Raw genomic sequence first — 17583 nt, 5'->3', positions numbered from 1 at the left:
GTATGCTTCATTTTTAGTGGCTGAAGTAAGATTAGGCTTACTCCAGAGTTTAACCTCTATAGTCGAGTTAAATGCGACTCTAGGGGAGATATATTTGTCCCTTTAGCGACAAAGCCTTGCATGTCCTTCGGTAACTTAGCCAGGATCTCTAAGGCTTGATGCTGCAGTTCGAACTGACCGAAAATACAAGCTCCGGTTCCAGTCATTCTAGACGGCGCATATTCTATCAGCCAGTCCAAGGTGTTGGCAACTTGAGGGTAGCGTTTAACGACGAAATCTTGGCAATCATTTTTCCATGGAGCACTCATCAAGGAGTCAATGTCTAACTTAGGGGTGTCGCGGGTGAGTTGTGGATCTTGGAATACTACTGCGGTGGAAACATGTACATCGGGTACTAGAATCAGATACCAATATTCTTTCGGCGAAACAGGAATTAGTTTTTCACCGACACCTTCGGCGAATGCAGATAAACCATTAATAAAAACAGGGACATCGGCACCAAGCTTTAAGCCTATAATCATCAGTTGCTCCTTAGATAACTGGGTATCCCACAGTGCATTCAATGCCACTAAAGTGGTGGCGGCATCGGACGAGCCTCCACCGATCCCGCCTCCCATAGGCAAGCGTTTATCCAGCCAAATCTCTGCACCTTTTTCGTAGTTACAAAATTCCTGTAATGATTTTGCGGCTAGGAGAATTAAGTTATCGCAATCTGCGACAGCGTTATTCATATTTGAGTGTAACTTTAGCTCAGATGATTGGGTGACTCTAAAGTCTAAATAGTCACAATAATCCACAAATTGAAACAAAGTTTGTAATTCATGATAGCCATCATCACGCTGATTATTTATGTGTAAAAATAGGTTGAGTTTTGCAGGTGCTGGCCAACCTAGTGATAAATTCGTGTCTTTCATCTAGCGTGTGCTCGCATTCATTTGTGTATTGTTTTTAATCTGATTTTTTGAGGGGGATAATTCACTATTAGCGAGTGCTTGCCATTCATTTACCTGTATTTTTAGTCGTAGGTCAACTCTCTTTAATTGCAGTAACCTAGGTATTTGAGCACCACTTTGATGTTGCCACTTAAGGAAGTCTACCTGCCATGGAGGGGTCTCTGATGGCGTAAACAAGCTTACTGGCCTATTCTTTTCATCAAATGAACTGACTTCATCATCTGGCGATACTTGCCCCGTTATCCATAAAGGTAAGGCGTTGACCGGGATTGACCAACCTGTGACATTGGTTAATAGCTGCTGAGCATCATGGTGCTCATATGTTTTTCCATCAACCTCAAGGCGTGCCATGCCATGCTCGGTGGTTAAAGAGAGAAGGGTCGTGCCAAGCATAGTGGTGAGTTTTAGTTCATTTTTTGCTTGGGTGTGTAGCCAGTATAAATTAGTGCTGAAATTATCCTCGGGGGTTTTGACTGCAAGCTTGCCTCGCATCTCCCAAGCGTTGGCTTGAGATACTTTTTTGACTTGTATAGGGACCAAGTTTGTTGGAGTCGTGGTACATGCCGATAGCAAACTTAGGCTCAGGAGCATTAATAAGAGAGGTATTTTTGTGATATGGCTCAAATTATTCATCTATAGCTGATAGTGAGGTTCCCTATGATACGAAGGCTCGTTAAGAATACCAGCCCTAAATGCGAAATTCGCTGCATGTCTAGTCGCACTTAGGTATTAAGCTAAGCTAACAATTATTCATTGCAGGGAAAAACAGTGATCTTAAATTGGATAAATGGATAAGAACTGAGATTATTATTCGGTTTTGTTAAGCATATTCTGTTTTTAGTTCATTCAATTAAGTAGAATGTCCGACAATAAATGAGATGCCAAGAGACCAGAACGAGTCAGATGAGCCTTGTAGCAATCGGTATTAATCATAAAACAGCCACGGTTGACCTGCGTGAAAAGGTCGCGTTTTCACCAGATAAAATTCATGATGCCATGAAGAGTCTGGCGAGCCATACCCAAACCGGCGAAGCTGTGATCATTTCAACCTGCAATCGTACTGAGTTGTATACCAATACCGCCGATGAAGCGGAAGTCGTACGTTGGCTGGAAGAGTATCATCAATTATCCCATGATGAGGTTGAGTCTTGCCTGTATAAATATCAAGGTCAAGCCGTGGTGCAGCACTTGATGCGTGTTTCATCTGGGTTAGATTCACTAATCCTTGGTGAGCCGCAAATCTTAGGTCAGGTAAAACAGTCTTTTGTTAAGGCAAGAGAAGCCGGAACCGTGGCCATCACCATGGATCGCATGTTTCAAAATACGTTCTCGGTAGCCAAGAGAGTCAGAACTGAAACTGAGATTGGTGCCGCCGCGGTGTCTGTTGCATTTGCAGCAGTTAGCATGGCTAAGCATATCTTCTCCGCATTGAGTGCAACTAAAGTCTTGCTAATCGGTGCTGGGGAGACAATTGAACTTGTTGCCAGGCACTTAAAAGATAATGGTGTCGACTCTATGGTTGTTGCTAACCGTACACTTTCACGTGCCGAAGGCATGTGTGAGGAGTTCGGTGCGACAGCAATTACACTCGAGCAGATCCCAGATTTTCTCTCTCAGGCCGATATCGTGATATCATCTACCGCGAGCCCATTACCGATACTCGGTAAAGGCATGGTAGAAAAAGCGCTGAAGCAGCGTCGTCACCAACCTATGTTATTGGTTGATATAGCAGTTCCTCGTGATATTGAAGCCGAGGTGGCCGAGCTAGACGATGCTTTCCTCTACACAGTGGATGACCTGCAAAGCATCATAGAACAGAATATGGCCTCAAGAAGAGAGGCTGCCGAGCAAGCTGAGATAATTGCAGAAGAAGAGTCACATCTTTTCATGGAGTGGATCCGCTCACTAGAGTCGGTAGACAGTATTCGTGAGTATCGCAGCCAAAGTATGGCGATAAAAGATGAGTTAGTTGAGCGAGCGATCAATAAGTTAGCCCAAGGTGGCGATAGCGAACAACTGCTACTCGAACTTGCCAATAAGCTAACCAATAAATTGATCCATGCACCAACTCAAGCCTTGACTGCTGCTAGCCGCCAAGGTGATCTAAATAGCATTGGCCAACTCAGAAGTGCGCTCGGATTAGATAAGAACTAAGGTTAATGTTTTAATGAAGGACAGTGTTATCCGCAAGCTTGAAGGCTTGCTTGAGCGTAATGAAGAAGTATTGGCTCTGTTGAGCGACCCTGGGGTTATTTCAGATCAGGAGCGTTTTCGTGCACTCTCGAAAGAGTATTCGCAGCTTGAAGATGTCATTTCCGCATTCAAAGCTTTTCAGCAAGCGACTGAAGATCTAAATGCCGCGAAAGAGATGCTTAACGAGAATGATCCTGAGATCAAAGAGATGGCTCAGGAGGAGATGAAGGAAGCTAAATCGATCATTGAGAAGCTTGAAGATGAGCTGCAGATCTTACTTCTTCCAAAAGACCCTAACGATGACAATAATGCTTTCGTTGAAATTCGAGCTGGCGCTGGTGGCGATGAAGCCGCTATTTTTGCTGGTGATCTATATCGCATGTACAGCAGATATTTCGAATCTAATCGTTGGCAGACTGAGATCATGAACGCTAACGAAGGTGAACATGGTGGCTTTAAAGAGATCATCATTAAAGTTTCTGGTGAAGGTGTTTTCGGTAGACTCAAGTTTGAATCCGGTGGACATAGAGTTCAGCGTGTTCCTGAGACTGAATCTCAAGGCCGAGTTCATACTTCTGCTTGTACTGTTGCAGTTCTTGCCGAAGTGCCAGAAGCAGAAGCGATTAAGATAAACCCGGCTGACTTAAAGGTCGATACGTTCCGCGCATCGGGCGCTGGTGGCCAGCACGTCAACAAAACAGACTCTGCAATCCGTATTACTCACATACCTTCGGGTATTGTGGTTGAATGCCAAGATCAACGCTCACAACATAAGAACCGTGCTCAGGCCATGAGCGTGCTCTCTGCCCGTATTCAAGCGGTTGAAGATGAGAAGCGTCGTAGTGCCGAAGAGACAACCCGCCGTAACTTAGTGGGTAGTGGCGACCGCTCCGAGCGTATTCGTACCTATAACTTCCCACAGGGACGCGTCAGTGATCATCGAATCAACCTGACTCTCTATCGTCTCAATGAGGTGATGGAAGGTGAATTGGATGCGTTGATTGTTCCCTTGATGCAAGAAAACCAAGCCGATATGTTAGCGGCCTTGTCTGAAGGGTGATCATTGAGATCTCCTTCCACCTAATGCGCTTGAATTAAGCATCAAACTAAGGAAATCCCTTGCAGCAGACTTTAGCTGGAGCCCTAGATTGGGCTTCACCCCAATTGGTCGATGTCTCAGATACACCTAAGCTTGATGCCGAGGTGATGTTACTACACATCATTCATAAACAGCGTGGTTACTTGTATACTTGGCCCGATGAACGTTTAACATCGGAGCAGGTTGTCGAGTACACAAAGATGGTCCATCGTCGTGTGCTGGGTACACCTATTGCACATATCGTTGGCGAAAGAGAGTTTTGGTCTCTGCCTTTCATGGTTAATCCTACGACGCTAATCCCGCGTCCAGACACTGAGATATTAGTCGAAACTGCGTTAAACCTTCCACTGGCAGAAAATGCTACTGTGTTGGATTTAGGTACAGGAACAGGGGCTATCGCCCTCTCTCTGGCCTATGAGAAGAGCCTATGGCAGATAACCGCTGTAGATAAAATCATTGAGGCTGTGGCACTGGCAAAAGCCAACCGGGAACATCTCAAGCTACAGCAGGTTGAGATTATCCAGAGTGACTGGTTTGACTCGGTAACCTGCTATGACTTTAATCTCATCGTCTCTAATCCGCCTTATATCGATGAGACTGATGCGCATCTGGATCAAGGTGATGTCAGGTTTGAGCCTCAGAGTGCACTGACTGCAGGAGAAGCGGGCTTTGCCGATCTCTATCATATTGCCTCGAGTGCTCGAGACTATCTAGCCCCTGGCGGCTATCTTCTACTTGAACATGGCTACCAGCAAGCTATTCCGCTCAGGAAAAAGATGATTGAGCTAGGCTATGAGAATGTCGCTACGGTTAGAGATTTTGGTAGTAATGACAGATGTACCTTGGGCCGCTTCCCTCGTTAGCCTCTTTAAATACTGAACATCTGTTTTTCTCGTAGGCTGAGTTTGCAGCCTTGAGAGTGTTCTGAATAAGCTGAATTTTAATGCCATTGGTATCAATATACTGATGGCATTTTTGTTTGTTTAACAAAACTTGCCAATCTTCGAGTGAAGCCTGAGTACATTCTGGTTTAGCTTCTAGCTAGGTTGGTATTGGGTAGTGTGTTTTAATTTTTATCTTCATGGTTACCTAACGCTTCCCTGCGGGGGATGTGCGCTCTTTACTTTGAGAATGTTCTATGACACGGCGTGAATATACCCCTATAGCCTCGTCCGTGACATCTGACGTGAATGGATTCACAAATGCGTGGTGACGGATGTCATAGAACGGTCATGTCACGGACGGTCATAGCTGCATCTACACTTGATGATTTACAAGAACATTTAACCTTATTCGTTCCGACCCCTTTGTTTACCTTTAAATACAGAATACCGCTGAGCATCTGTTTCTTCTAGTAGGCTGAGTTTGTAGCCTTGAGCGAGTTCTGGATAAGCTGAATTTTAATGCCATTGGTATTTATATACTGATGGGATTTTTGTTTGTAGAACGACAATATAAAAATTATTGTCTGGTGGGCTGAGTTCAACAAGCCATTTTTTCAATGAAAAAAGTGCAGCGTATAAATACTAAACAATTGCCTATCTGTGCTGCCACAATTAATTATTATAAGTAAATTAAGTGGAATGTTTATTTAATATGTAAAATAATGGTAGGTTAAGCCTTGGTTATATTGTTGTGCGATATTACCAATATAATGTATGGGTGGTAATTTAATGTTGTTTTATTTTTAGTAAGATTTGTAAAGTATCTTGAAGTTCACCATGGGTATATTGTAAAAGTGATTTTAAAGTTGTTGGTAATAACATGATTGATAGCTTTATGTTGCCCCTGAATATTAATGCTGTAAGGTTTTTATAGTTAGATTTATAAAGTTTAACTCATCATAAGGTAGGGGGTACTATTTTTGATGTTAATAATGAACGGATTAATAGGTAATGAATTTTAAAATGAGTTTTACAGCTCTAGTGCTATTAACTACTTTCAACGCTACTGCTTATGAAAAATATGCTGTGTTCCAAGATAATATTGACATAAATACGGTTTCTTCTAACGTAGAGCGTTTGACAAAAGTAAGAAAAAATGTTGCTGGTAACATATCGGTAGCTGGTGATTACCGTTATGATCAAAATGGAAGGGTTATCCTTAGAGATTATGCAGATAGTCGGTTCGATTATGTCTATAACTCGGATGGTTTATTAATAACCGCTAGTGCTTTAATGAAGCATGGTGTAATAAATAGTTATGTTCGCCATACAGAAATAAACTTTATTTCTGAGTATATTTATAATGATCAAGGAATGGTAATTCGAGAAAATAAGAAGGTTTTCAATAAGTTCTCGTCTAATTTGGTTGGTGTCCCTATCTCAACTTATCGAATAAAATACATCTACGATGAACATGGGATATTAATTAAAAGAACTCAAATCCTTAGAAGTGGTGAGGGTTTCGGGAATCTTGAGTTTCATTATACGTATCACGATGATGGTAAATTAAGAAAAATAAAAGAAATCAAAAAAATAAGACCAAGAGAGATAAGCACATTGTTATTTCAATACCATAATAATGGTGAAATAAAAAAAGCCACACAGACTATCTTCGGGAAAGGAACCAAAACCATTGAGATGGAATATATCGATGATGGTTCACTTATCTATGGTGTGTACTATGCTGACCCAGTCAAAGAATGGAAAGTTGACATGGACTTTTTCGGACTTTCTTTCTATCCAATAAAAACATTAACACAAACGGTAGAAGATCAAGTTACCTACTATAAATACTCATATCAAAATAATGATGGGGATCTTCTACCTGATGGTCTAACGCTAGAGCTAGCTCTACCAACGGGTGTTGTTTATGATTTGAACTATACAATGGAAAATGAGTAATTCCAATCTAAAGTTCTTCACATGATTGTATAAACATCATCGAATTTCGAATTGTATTTAATCGTATGTATTTACACTGTGCGCATGGTTGTTATTTTAAAAGGAAATGTTATGAGAAAAACAAATATTGGCTTACCCTCGCTTGCTTTATTTTCAGCATTGAGCGGAATTTATTCGTCTCAGTCTCTCGCGGTTGAAGGTAACGACGTAGCGGCCAATGATGCACCTTTTATGGTTTATTTGAAAGATGCTCACTGTAGTGGAACGATTATCGCACCCAAGACGGTGTTAACAGCGTCACACTGTGTATCTCAGGTAACGGTAGGGAGTTACGTGTATTTATTGCATTCAAGAGGTGTGGATTTTTCACATAATGGCGTTCGAGTGAAGGTGGTTAAGGATTATACGGCTACCCATATTTATCGCATTAATGGAGAGTTTGACAGGAGTAAATTTGATGACATTGCGATTTTAGAGCTGGAAAATATGCCAGAAGGCGTAACTTGGTTACCCGTTGCTGCGAACCCAATTCCACTAGAAGCAGAGGTTTATCCCATCGGATATTCAACATCAAATTTAAAGCGTATGCCTATACCTGCACGAGTTGCTGCAAAGGCGCATTCTCCGGACTATGAAAGAGAAGCATTTATGCGTTTTTGTCCAGATTCTATATATTTCTCTCGTGAGTATTTTACACAAGAGTATCCGTTCTCTAGCGTGTCAAATTGTAGTTGGCGAGAGACATCCCATGAAAAATTTGTAGAGTCTGGTACTTATATACCCAATCAACACTCTATAACCATAGAAAACCCTCCTCTGGACCCGTCAGATACGAGATGGTCAATGAATGAGCTTGGTACTGTAGAAACGAAGTACTCTACTTTCAGAGGAGACAGTGGTGGTCCGCTGATTTTCGAGGGCAAGATCTACGGTGTTGCCAGCTCTGGAACAGATAGTTATAGCCAAATACATAACGTAGCTACATATTATGCTGGTTTCACGCGCCCAGGAATTATCAAATGGATTGTAGACACAGTTAAAGACATCCAAAGTCGTTCTGATGTACCTGCTATGAGTCATTCATTAGACCCTGAGCAGCGTGCAATCATATTTCCTGATTATTAAGCAAATGTAAGGCTCAGTTTTTCTAAAGGTGAATAAACAGAACATAACTTGGTTATGTCTATCAAGGTGTCAGTGGTTCCACGCTGACACTATCTTTAATCTCTTTTCGTGTTAAAGCTGAGTGAATAGCTAATACATTAGTATTGTGATAAACAACTTACCTCATTGAACTTAAATAAAGTTATCGAGGAAGATTGCTATGCCAAAGTATCAGCTTAAACCATGCACTTATATATGCTAATCCAAGTTAACCTTGCTAATGTCTGCCAGCTAGAACTGGCGAAATTTACAGCATGAAAAACTACAGCAGAGAAAGTTCAAAATTTATGTTTAAAATACGGCCTGTAATAGCGAGTGGCATTGGTGATGGTGAAGGGGATCGGGTACACTACCGCCTTTGTCAGCCTAATAAGAGTTTTAAATGGAAACCCTAAACAGTCTTTATCCTGCTATTAAGCACGTTCATTTGACCTTCGTAGCCGCGAGTGTATTGTTTTTCTTAGTCCGTTTTGTGCTTCATATGCGCCAATCTCCCATCATGGATAAGAAGCTGGTTAAAATCGCTCCCCATGTCATCGATACATTACTCTTATTATCTGGTTTGACCTTGTGTTTCATCATTCAGCAGTATCCTTTCGTAGACCCTTGGATCACCGAGAAATTAGGCGCTGTTGTGGCATATATCCTCTTGGCTACTATCTCTTTAAAGGCTAATAAAGGCAAACTATTCAAGGTGTTTGCAGCTTTCGGCGCGATTGCTTGGGTTGTATATGCCGCTAAGATAGCCATCTTTAAACAAGCGGTGCTAATGGGCTAATGACAACTCTGACTCTGAAAGACAGTATTCAATTGCCGGATATGGCATTTGAAATTTCACAGCATCTGGGCTTCTCAAAACTCGAACCTGCCAAGTGGGCTTGGTTAGAGATTGCGGGCTCAGTCTTGAGTCACTATGTAGTGGACCGTCATAAGAGGTTAGATGGTCTTTTACATTGGTTTTATCAAGACTTAGGTTTTTGTGCTCGGGAGTCCTATTTTAGCGTAGAGGCTGCCGATCTTGCTTCTTGTATCACCACTCGCCAAGGTAATAGTACGACATTAGCCACAGTGTTGATGTTGCTTGCAAAGCAACTAGATTTAAAATTAGAACCTCTGTTACTGCCGGGAACAACTGTGCTGTGTAGTCGAATCGATGACAAGATCCGCTATATAGACCCGCTAACCGGTGATGACTTAACACGTCATGAACTTCACGTGTTAGTGCGGGGAGAGCTGGGGAATGGCGTTGGGTTTAAATCTAGCTACCTTAAGCCTGTAAGTATGAAGCGTCTGCTTTCGAGAATGATCCACGAGCTTAAGGCTGGCAGTATCGTCTCGCACCAGTTTGAGCCAGCTATGGAGTGTTGTAATTTGCTGCTTCAATGGCACTCGGATGATCTGAATCTCAATCGTGAACGGGCCTTTATCGCGCAACAGTTAGGCTGTATCAGTGTTGCCGCTGCAGATCTTAAACACTTTGTCGATAACAGCCCACACGATCCAGTGATTGAACTGGTTAAGATGCAGCTTAAAGAACTCAAGGGTAAACAAGAAGTTTATCATTAACCACAGAGTGGCAGACGAAACCTCTGTCACTCGTGTTTTTTGCGATATTCGCCTGTATCGTGCCGTTAAACTAATCAAGATGTAAGAAATACCAAAGCTAAACAACAAAAACATAATAAGAATATTGCTATCGTAGGGGAGATAACACAGCATGAGTAGCACAGCCATAGTGACAAATGATGCCACAGCCTTGGGTCTGTTGGCGGTGGTTTTAGGGTTCGTTTTTTATACCAGTAACAGTAAACATCCTTTCTGGACCAAGTTTTACACCTTTATTCCAGCACTGCTGATGTGCTACTTTCTTCCCTCATTACTTAACACCTTCAATATTATCGATGGCCACACCTCGCAGCTTTACTTCGTGGCATCGAGATACCTACTCCCAGCTTGTTTAGTCCTACTGATCTTAAGCGTCGATCTAAAAGCTATCTTTTCCCTAGGTCCTAAGGCCATTATCATGTTCCTGACTGGTACCGTGGGAATAGTGATCGGTGGACCTATCGCCCTGCTTATTATTTCAGCCATACATCCGGAGATTCTAGGTGTAACCGGGCCCGAAGCGGTTTGGCGTGGCATGACGACCTTAGCCGGAAGCTGGATCGGTGGCGGCGCGAATCAGGCCGCGATGAAAGAGATCTATGAGGCTGGCGGTGATATCTTCTCTATCATGGTGACTGTTGATGTGATTGTCGCCAATATCTGGATGGCCGTATTGTTGTTTATGGCTTCTAAGGCTAAGAAAATTGATGCCTGGACTGGGGCTGATACCAGGGCTATCGAAGATTTGAAAGACAAGGTAGAAAAGTACCATGCTGAAAACTCACGTATTCCTAGCCTGAATGACCTGATGTTGATTGTTGCTGTTGGTTTTGGTGTCACAGGCCTTGCTCACGTGTTTGCCGATTTCCTAGGGCCATTCTTCGAGGCTAACTATCCATGGACTCGAGATTATAGTCTGACCTCTAAGTTCTTCTGGTTAATAGTCACTGTTACGACGATTGGTTTGGCCATGTCATTCAGTCCTGTACGCCATTTAGAGGCGGCTGGGGCTTCAAAAGTTGCTTCGGTCTTCCTGTATATTCTGGTTGCAACTATCGGCTTGCATATGGATGTTTCCAAGTTGGCAGATCCTGATAATTTATGGTATTTCGCCATTGGCATCATCTGGATGTTAGTGCATGCCAGCTTTATGCTTATTGTGGCGAAGCTGATTAAAGCACCACTGTTTTATATGGCGGTGGGAAGTCAGGCTAATGTGGGGGGCGCGGCCTCTGCGCCAGTAGTCGCCGCAGCATTCCATCCCGCATTGGCACCTGTGGGTGTGCTACTCGCGGTATTGGGCTATGCTGTTGGAACATATATGGCATGGATGTGTGGACAGCTATTACAGATAATTGCATCTCAAGGCCTGTAGGTTAAGAGTAGGGCTGTGAACTGGGTGAAGGGTTATATAGCCTAGATGTGTGGATAGCTGCTGAACTTATTTTGGTTAACGCTTAGGCAATTGCCTTGGCCTTTTAGAGAGAAGTATTGATGAGTAATAAAGTCATAGGTCTAGGTGATATCGAGATCGCCAACGATAAACCTTTTGTGTTATTTGGTGGCATGAATGTGCTCGAGTCTCGTGATTTGGCGATGAAAATTGCTGAAAAATATGCCGAAGTGACGCAGAAGTTAGGTATTCCTTATGTTTTTAAAGCTTCATTTGATAAGGCTAATCGCTCGTCGGTGAATTCATATCGTGGTCCGGGTATGGAAGAGGGGCTTAAGATCTTCCAGGAAATTAAGCAAACCTTTAATCTACCTCTGATCACAGATGTGCATGAGATACACCAGTGTGCACCAGTGGCTGAAGTGGTCGATATCATTCAGCTCCCCGCATTTTTGGCTCGTCAAACTGATCTTGTGGTCGCCATGGCAAAAACGGGCGCCATCATCAATGTGAAGAAGCCTCAGTTTTTAGCTCCTCATGAGATGCGTCATATCATCACTAAATTCAATGAAGCCGGTAACGATGAACTTATCTTGTGTGAACGTGGCTCAAGTTTCGGTTATAACAACCTAGTTGTCGATATGCTTGGCATGGATGAGATGAAGCAAACGGGTTACCCTGTTATTTTCGATGCCACCCATGCGCTTCAACGTCCCGGTGGCCGCACTGATTCGGCTGGTGGACGCCGTGCTCAAGCAACCGAGCTTGCACGTAGTGGTATGGCATTAGGTTTAGCTGGTTTGTTTATTGAAGCACACCCGGATCCTGATAATGCTAAATGTGATGGACCATGTGCATTACCGCTGAATCAACTAGAAAACTACCTGACTCAGATGAAGGCTGTGGATGACCTCGTTAAGTCTTTCGATGCGATTGATACCAGTAAATAGCACTGGCTAACGGGTTAGCGTAAAGCCTCGGTTATTCCGGGGCTTTTTTGTAAGCAGTGTCTTGTCCTGAAATGTGTTTACACATTTAGGACTTAATTATGACAACTCCAGTATCTACACATCGTAAGCGTACACAGCGAGATTATTCGTTAGGCTTTAAATTGCAGGTTGTTGCCGCTGTTGAAAAAGGCGACATGACCTATAAGCAAGCCCAAAGCATCTATGGTATCCAAGGCCGTTCAACTGTACTTACCTGGCTCAGAAAACACGGTAAGATGAATTGGACTCAACCACCGAGGATGACCATGCCTAAAACTCTAAAAGCCAAAGAAACACCTGCCCAGACAATTAAACGTCTTGAAAAGCAGTAGGAAGATGAGCACTTACGTAACCTACTACTCAATGAGGCTGTTGATATCATAGATGCAGAGTACGGAGCAGGCCTGAGAAAAAAGTACTTAGCCAAGGAGCGAGAAGCCTTCAAAAACAGAAAGTAGCAAGCTTAAGTCGTGCTTGCGAGCTACTTGGCATATCAAGGCAAGGTATCTATCAAAAAGAATCTAGGGCGAACTATCGTGCTGTTGAACTCGCTCCGGTAAAGGCAATGGTTTTAGATTTACGCCGATTTATGCCGCGAATAGGCGGTAGAAAGCTGTACTTTTTACTCAAACCAAAACTTATCGAGCAAGGGATTAAGCTTGGAAGAGATAACTTCTTTGCTCATTTGAAATCAGAGGGCTTGCTGGTTAAAGCTAAACGTAGCTATACAAAAACAACGAACAGCAAGCATTGGATGAAGAAGCATCCCAACTTACTTAAGGAGTTTAAACCTGCGGCACCAGAGGAGGTGTTTGTTAGTGACATAAGCTATGTTCAAACAGAAGAAGGTGTTCACTACTTATCGCTGGTGACTGATGCATATAGCCGAAAAATCATGGGCTATGAGCTTAGTGATGAGATGAAAGCAACAGATGTGGTTAAAGCGCTCGATATGACAGTCAACAATCGTCAATATCCGAGTCAAGCAATTCACCACTCAGATAGAGGGTTACAGTATTGCTCTGGAGTCTATCAATCAGCGTTAAAAGCAAGTGATATCAGACCGTCAATGACAGATGGATATGACTGCTATCAAAATGCACTGGCAGAGAGAATTAACGGTATATTGAAGCAGGAATTTTTATTATACCCATGCAGTAACATTGATGAGCTAAAACGGCTCGTTGAAGAGTCAGTTTATATATACAATGAAATGAGGCCGCACTTAAGCTTGGGAATGAAAACCCCAAATCAAGTGCATAAAAAAGACCAGAAGCATGTGCTACTGGTCTAATAAAACCGTCAACCTATTTCAGGACGGGACACAGTTTTTACTCGGGATTAAGCTTGATTACAGATAGTGTCTGTATCCTACTGCTATATTAAAAATGTCGCGTCTGCCTTTTATTGCAAAGAGCCAGAGCGCGCCAATAACAAAGCAGAGGATGATGAACTATGGCAAATGAACAGGTTGCCTCGGGTAAGCTTGGGCGGATTTTAGATGGTATCGAAAGGGTCGGTAATAAACTACCAGATCCGGCCATGTTATTTCTTATTTTACTTTTTACGGTATGGGGATTATCTGCGCTTCTGTCAGGAGTGAGTTTCGAGGCAATAGATCCTAGAACCAGCTCACCGATAGAAGTCAAAAACCTACTTAGTGCAGATGCGTTAACTCATTTTTTAACTAGCATGGTAACCACATTTACCGCCTTTGCACCCTTGGGGGTTGTGCTGGTTGCTATGTTAGGTGTGGGAGTCGCTGAGAATTCAGGTTTTATCAATACTGCGCTTAAAAAGATGCTTAAAGTTACACCGCTTAAGTTCCTAACTCCTGCTGTGGTTTTGGTAGGAATTATTTCTCATACCGCAACCGATGCAGGTTATGTGGTGGTGATCCCACTGGCTGGGGTGATTTTCTTTACCGTTGGTCGTCATCCACTAGCGGGTATTGCGGCGGCGTTCGCCGGTGTTTCAGGCGGTTTTTGCGCAAACTTTATTCCGTCAGGTATCGACCCACTGCTACAAAGTTTTACGCAATCGGCTGCGCAAATAGTCGATCCTGATATTCAAATTAATCCGTTGAATAACTGGTTCTTCGCGGCTTCCTCATGTATTCCTATTGTCTTAGTGATCTGGTACTTAACCGATAAGGTGTTAGAGCCAAGGCTGAACCGCACACACAAGGTGAATACTGAAGAGGTCGATGTGCCTTCTATGGAAGAAAGTACGCCTAAAGAGGAGAAAGCGTTTCGTGTAGCAAGTTTAGTCATGTTAGCAGCGATGATTGGTTTTTTCTCTCTTACCATTTCTGAAACTTCAACACTGAGAGATGCCAATGGCTCGTTAACCAGTTTCAGTGCCCCCTTGATGCAGTCAATCGTGCCATTGATTTTCATCTTCTTTGTTATTCCTGGTGTGGTATATGGTTATATGACTGGTACCTTTAAAAACTCCAATGATGTGGTTCAAGCTATGTCCAAATCCATGAGCGGTATGGCTCACTACATAGTGATGGCATTTTTCTGTGCTCAGTTTGTTGCGGCGTTTTCTGCATCCAATCTTGGAGCCTTGATTGCGGTAGAAGGGGCAAGTGGACTACAAGCGATGAACTTGCCTGCTGAGGTGACCGTCGTAGGCATGATCATGTTAGTGGCGTTTGTGAACTTGTTTGTAGGGTCTTCATCGGCTAAATGGGCCTTGATCGGTCCGGTCTTAGTGCCTATGTTGATGCAGCTAAATATTAGCCCAGATCTCTCCCAAGCGGCTTACCGTGTTGGGGATTCCAGCTCAAATATTATTACTCCATTAATGCCTTATTTCCCGTTGGTGGTCGTTTATTGTCAGCGTTATGTGAAAAACATAGGAATAGGTACCTTAATATCTATGATGTTGCCTTTTAGCCTATGTTTACTGGCGCTGTGGAGTAGCTGGTTATTGATTTACTGGTCAATTGGCATGCCGCTAGGCCTAGGAGCCAGCTATACCTATTAAGCTGTGCATTCTCTGATAAGCTAGTGATCACATTAAGCCTCGAACTTTTCGGGGCTTTTTTATGCAGGTTATTCATTGTGTTCATTGTATTCATAATGAATATATTTAACCTTTAGCCCACTGATATCGCCTGTGGTTCATCTATGGGATATGCTTAGTCCCTTTTCGATTGTTTTTAAGAAGTAGTCGTAGCCTATGTGGATTTTCTTTACCTTTCTTGCCGCCTTTATGCAGGCTTGGCGTAACGCATTTCAGAGCCAACTTAGCAAAGAGGTTAAGGTCGCTGGTGTGACCTTAGCCCGTTTCCTGTGGGCAGGACCGATAGCAGCCTTATATCTCGGCTGTCTGTACATTTGGCGTCCGGTAGGTTTGCCGGATATATCGTTTGAGTTCGGCCTGTATGTGCTTGGGGCCTCTGCTACACAGATATTGGCAACGGTATTATTGGTTAACTTGTTTAAACTTAAAAATTTCGCAGTAGGAGCAGGGCTTGCCAAGAGTGAGGCGCTTGTTGCAGCCATATTAGGCGTGCTGTTTTTTGGTACTCAGCTTACCGGTTTGGGCTGGGTTGGGGTGCTTATTGGTGGGGTAGCGGTCTTTATGATGAGTAGTGCTAAGGGACTCAGAGAACTTTCATTTAAGACTGCATCGATAGGTCTAGCCTGCGGTACTGGATTTGCATTGACCTCGCTTTGGGTTCGCCAGGCAAGTTTAATATTGGATCTACCTTTTCCTCATAGCGCAGCCTGGGTTTTACTCTTCGTCATCACGATTCAAACACTGGTCTTGCTCGCCTATCTGCTTATTACTGATAAGCAGACATTAGCGGCTGTGATTGAGCGTCCTAGGCTTACCTTGCTCACCAGCACCACGAGTTGCTTAGGTTCTATTGGTTGGTTCAGTGCCATGTCACTTCAAGCCGTACCTTATGTAAAGACCTTGGGCCAGATTGAAGTCTTCTTTACCTTGTTCATTGCTATGTTCTGGCTCAAACAGAAAGTAAAAATAAAGGATATGCTGGCATTGGTACTTATTGCACTGGCTGCCGTCTTAGTGATGTGGGGCTAAGACGGCGTCTAAATAATTACTTTCTATTGGGTTTGTTTATGCTTTTGGCTATGAAAGCCTTGTCTCGCTTTGTTACTTGCTAGGATAACGATATGGGCGATGAGCGTACCGAGTGTGGCACCGGCAAGTAAATCCCCAAGAAAGTGATAATTTTGACCAAGCTGTCCTATAAATACACCTAGCATACAGGCTAACCAAAATAGTCGAAGGCGTGGGAAATGATACCAAAATACTGTTGCTAAAGAGAAGGTGAATAGGGCGTGGCCCGATGGGAATGAGTTATAGGCAATCCCTTGTGCAAAGGGATGAAATGCTTCAATGCCATCATTGATCCATGAAGGATTGCCATCGACCCAAGTCTTAGGCCAGGTTCGGCCGAAAGCCATCTTGGCGAATATTCTCACTATCACGGCTAAAGCGAAAGTGGCAATGAGATTTATGGTGAGTAAGCTAAAACGTTCACGGCTACGCTTAAAGAAGATTCCTGCAACAAAAACTGCTGCGATTACCTCGAGTAGAGCCGGAATTTGGCTCAGTAGCTTAAGAAATGTGCCCGAATAGCCATGGGCATGCATGGCGTCAGCAATGGGCCGATCCCAGAAGTTAACACTGATAATAATTAAAGCCAGCATAAAGCCATAGGCGATCGCCGAACGGATTAAGTGATTCGGTTGTGAATGTGATATGTTTTTCATTTTGTTAGTTAAAGTTGGGAGTTAATTAAGTGATTGATTGCTAATTTACTCTTTTATACAGCAAATACCAATAGATGTTTACCCAGAGAGATGACCTCTCTCTGGGGCTGGTACTCAGAACCGCGCTGATTAAGCTGGGGCTAGCTGAGGAGTTTCTGTAGGTATAGATATGACTGGGGGGAAATCTTCAATAGGGCGTTTATGGCTACTACTATTGAGGCTGTGAAAACGCCGGGGTTCTCGGCTCAGCTTAATGTATTTCATCCATACCAACTCTAACTTAGTTTTTGCTTTGTGTGGATGCTTAAGCATCTTCACAAAGTTGTTTTCTTCTAGGGTCAATGGTTCTAATACTCCTGACTCCAGTGCCCCCATAGTATCACCGTAAAGACTCAAGGTTTCAGCTTCTAACAGGGTGAAATCACCGGACTTTCTAAAACCTCTAGGAAAATTTACATCATCAATAAATGACTTTTGACCAAAGCGAAAATATTCTTCAGACATAACAACCTCTATAGACCTATTTGATTGAACGTGGGAGAGACTAGTTAGCTGTGAAATTAGGCGTTTTTGGACTAAAAGAG

15 protein-coding genes and 1 pseudogene are annotated in these 17583 nt (G+C 43.1%); 12 read left to right on the top strand and 4 right to left on the bottom strand.

Going from position 1 to position 17583, the window contains the following annotated elements; translation table 11 throughout:
- Nucleotides 1-56 precede the first annotated feature (56 nt).
- Nucleotides 57-914 (bottom strand): 4-(cytidine 5'-diphospho)-2-C-methyl-D-erythritol kinase, encoded by an 858-nt coding sequence (gene ispE / locus sps_RS21425; RefSeq protein ID WP_077754357.1) that lies wholly within the window; start codon nt 912-914, stop codon nt 57-59.
- The gene (lolB, locus tag sps_RS21420) at nt 915-1586 is read right to left on the bottom strand and encodes a lipoprotein insertase outer membrane protein LolB (protein WP_077754356.1); all 672 of its coding nucleotides are present in this window, start codon (nt 1584-1586) and stop codon (nt 915-917) included.
- A gap of 270 nt (nt 1587-1856) precedes the next feature.
- On the opposite strand from lolB, the gene hemA reads away from it, so the two are divergent.
- The 12 genes and pseudogenes from hemA (at nt 1857) to sps_RS21360 (ending at nt 16304) form a co-directional block, all read left to right on the top strand.
- The gene (gene hemA / locus sps_RS21415) at nt 1857-3107 is read left to right on the top strand and encodes a glutamyl-tRNA reductase (protein ID WP_077754355.1); all 1251 of its coding nucleotides are present in this window, start codon (nt 1857-1859) and stop codon (nt 3105-3107) included.
- 13 nt (nt 3108-3120) lie between these two features.
- The gene (gene prfA / locus sps_RS21410; protein WP_077754354.1) at nt 3121-4206 is read left to right on the top strand and encodes a peptide chain release factor 1; all 1086 of its coding nucleotides are present in this window, start codon (nt 3121-3123) and stop codon (nt 4204-4206) included.
- A 59-nt stretch (nt 4207-4265) separates the two neighbouring features.
- A complete protein-coding gene (gene prmC, locus sps_RS21405; RefSeq protein ID WP_077754353.1) occupies nt 4266-5108 on the top strand; it encodes a peptide chain release factor N(5)-glutamine methyltransferase in 843 nt (280 codons plus the stop codon).
- A 1032-nt stretch (nt 5109-6140) separates the two neighbouring features.
- Nucleotides 6141-7091 carry a hypothetical protein gene (locus sps_RS21400; protein ID WP_077754352.1) on the top strand — a complete coding sequence of 317 codons (951 nt, stop codon included), beginning with the start codon at nt 6141-6143 and terminating at the stop codon, nt 7089-7091.
- Nucleotides 7092-7202: 111 nt separating this feature from the next.
- Entirely contained in the window at nt 7203-8216 is a 1014-nt protein-coding gene (locus tag sps_RS21395) for a trypsin-like serine protease (protein ID WP_077754351.1), read from the top strand.
- Nucleotides 8217-8637: 421 nt separating this feature from the next.
- Nucleotides 8638-9033, top strand: a complete 396-nt coding sequence (locus tag sps_RS21390; protein WP_077754350.1) for a SirB2 family protein — start codon at nt 8638-8640, stop codon at nt 9031-9033.
- Nucleotides 9033-9821, top strand: a complete 789-nt coding sequence (locus sps_RS21385) for a transglutaminase family protein (RefSeq protein ID WP_077754349.1) — start codon at nt 9033-9035, stop codon at nt 9819-9821. The genes sps_RS21390 and sps_RS21385 overlap by 1 nt, the downstream gene beginning before the upstream one ends.
- 151 nt (nt 9822-9972) lie before the next feature.
- Complete coding sequence (locus tag sps_RS21380) at nt 9973-11235, top strand: DUF819 family protein (protein WP_077754348.1); 1263 nt, start codon at nt 9973-9975, stop codon at nt 11233-11235.
- 119 nt (nt 11236-11354) lie between these two features.
- The gene (kdsA, locus tag sps_RS21375) at nt 11355-12203 is read left to right on the top strand and encodes a 3-deoxy-8-phosphooctulonate synthase (protein WP_077754347.1); all 849 of its coding nucleotides are present in this window, start codon (nt 11355-11357) and stop codon (nt 12201-12203) included.
- A gap of 98 nt (nt 12204-12301) precedes the next feature.
- A pseudogene (locus sps_RS21370) lies at nt 12302-13536 on the top strand (IS3 family transposase).
- A 161-nt stretch (nt 13537-13697) separates the two neighbouring features.
- Nucleotides 13698-15236: an AbgT family transporter gene (locus sps_RS21365; RefSeq protein ID WP_077754346.1), complete on the top strand. Its 1539-nt coding sequence runs from the start codon at nt 13698-13700 to the stop codon at nt 15234-15236.
- Between the two features lie 195 nt (nt 15237-15431).
- On the top strand, nt 15432-16304 hold the full coding sequence (locus sps_RS21360; RefSeq protein ID WP_077754345.1) for a DMT family transporter: 873 nt from the start codon (nt 15432-15434) through the stop codon (nt 16302-16304).
- A gap of 23 nt (nt 16305-16327) precedes the next feature.
- Here the strand turns inward: sps_RS21360 and sps_RS21355 are convergent, their stop codons facing one another.
- Complete coding sequence (locus sps_RS21355) at nt 16328-16999, bottom strand: phosphatase PAP2 family protein (RefSeq protein ID WP_077754344.1); 672 nt, start codon at nt 16997-16999, stop codon at nt 16328-16330.
- Nucleotides 17000-17128: 129 nt separating this feature from the next.
- A complete protein-coding gene (locus tag sps_RS21350; RefSeq protein ID WP_077754343.1) occupies nt 17129-17503 on the bottom strand; it encodes a MaoP family protein in 375 nt (124 codons plus the stop codon).
- Between the last annotated feature and the right edge of the window lie 80 nt (nt 17504-17583).

The organism is Shewanella psychrophila (assembly GCF_002005305.1).
Classification (GTDB): Bacteria; Pseudomonadota; Gammaproteobacteria; order Enterobacterales; family Shewanellaceae; genus Shewanella; species Shewanella psychrophila.
The sequence above is the reverse complement of the archived record's forward strand: the minus strand, read 5'-3'. Positions and strand labels throughout refer to the sequence as shown.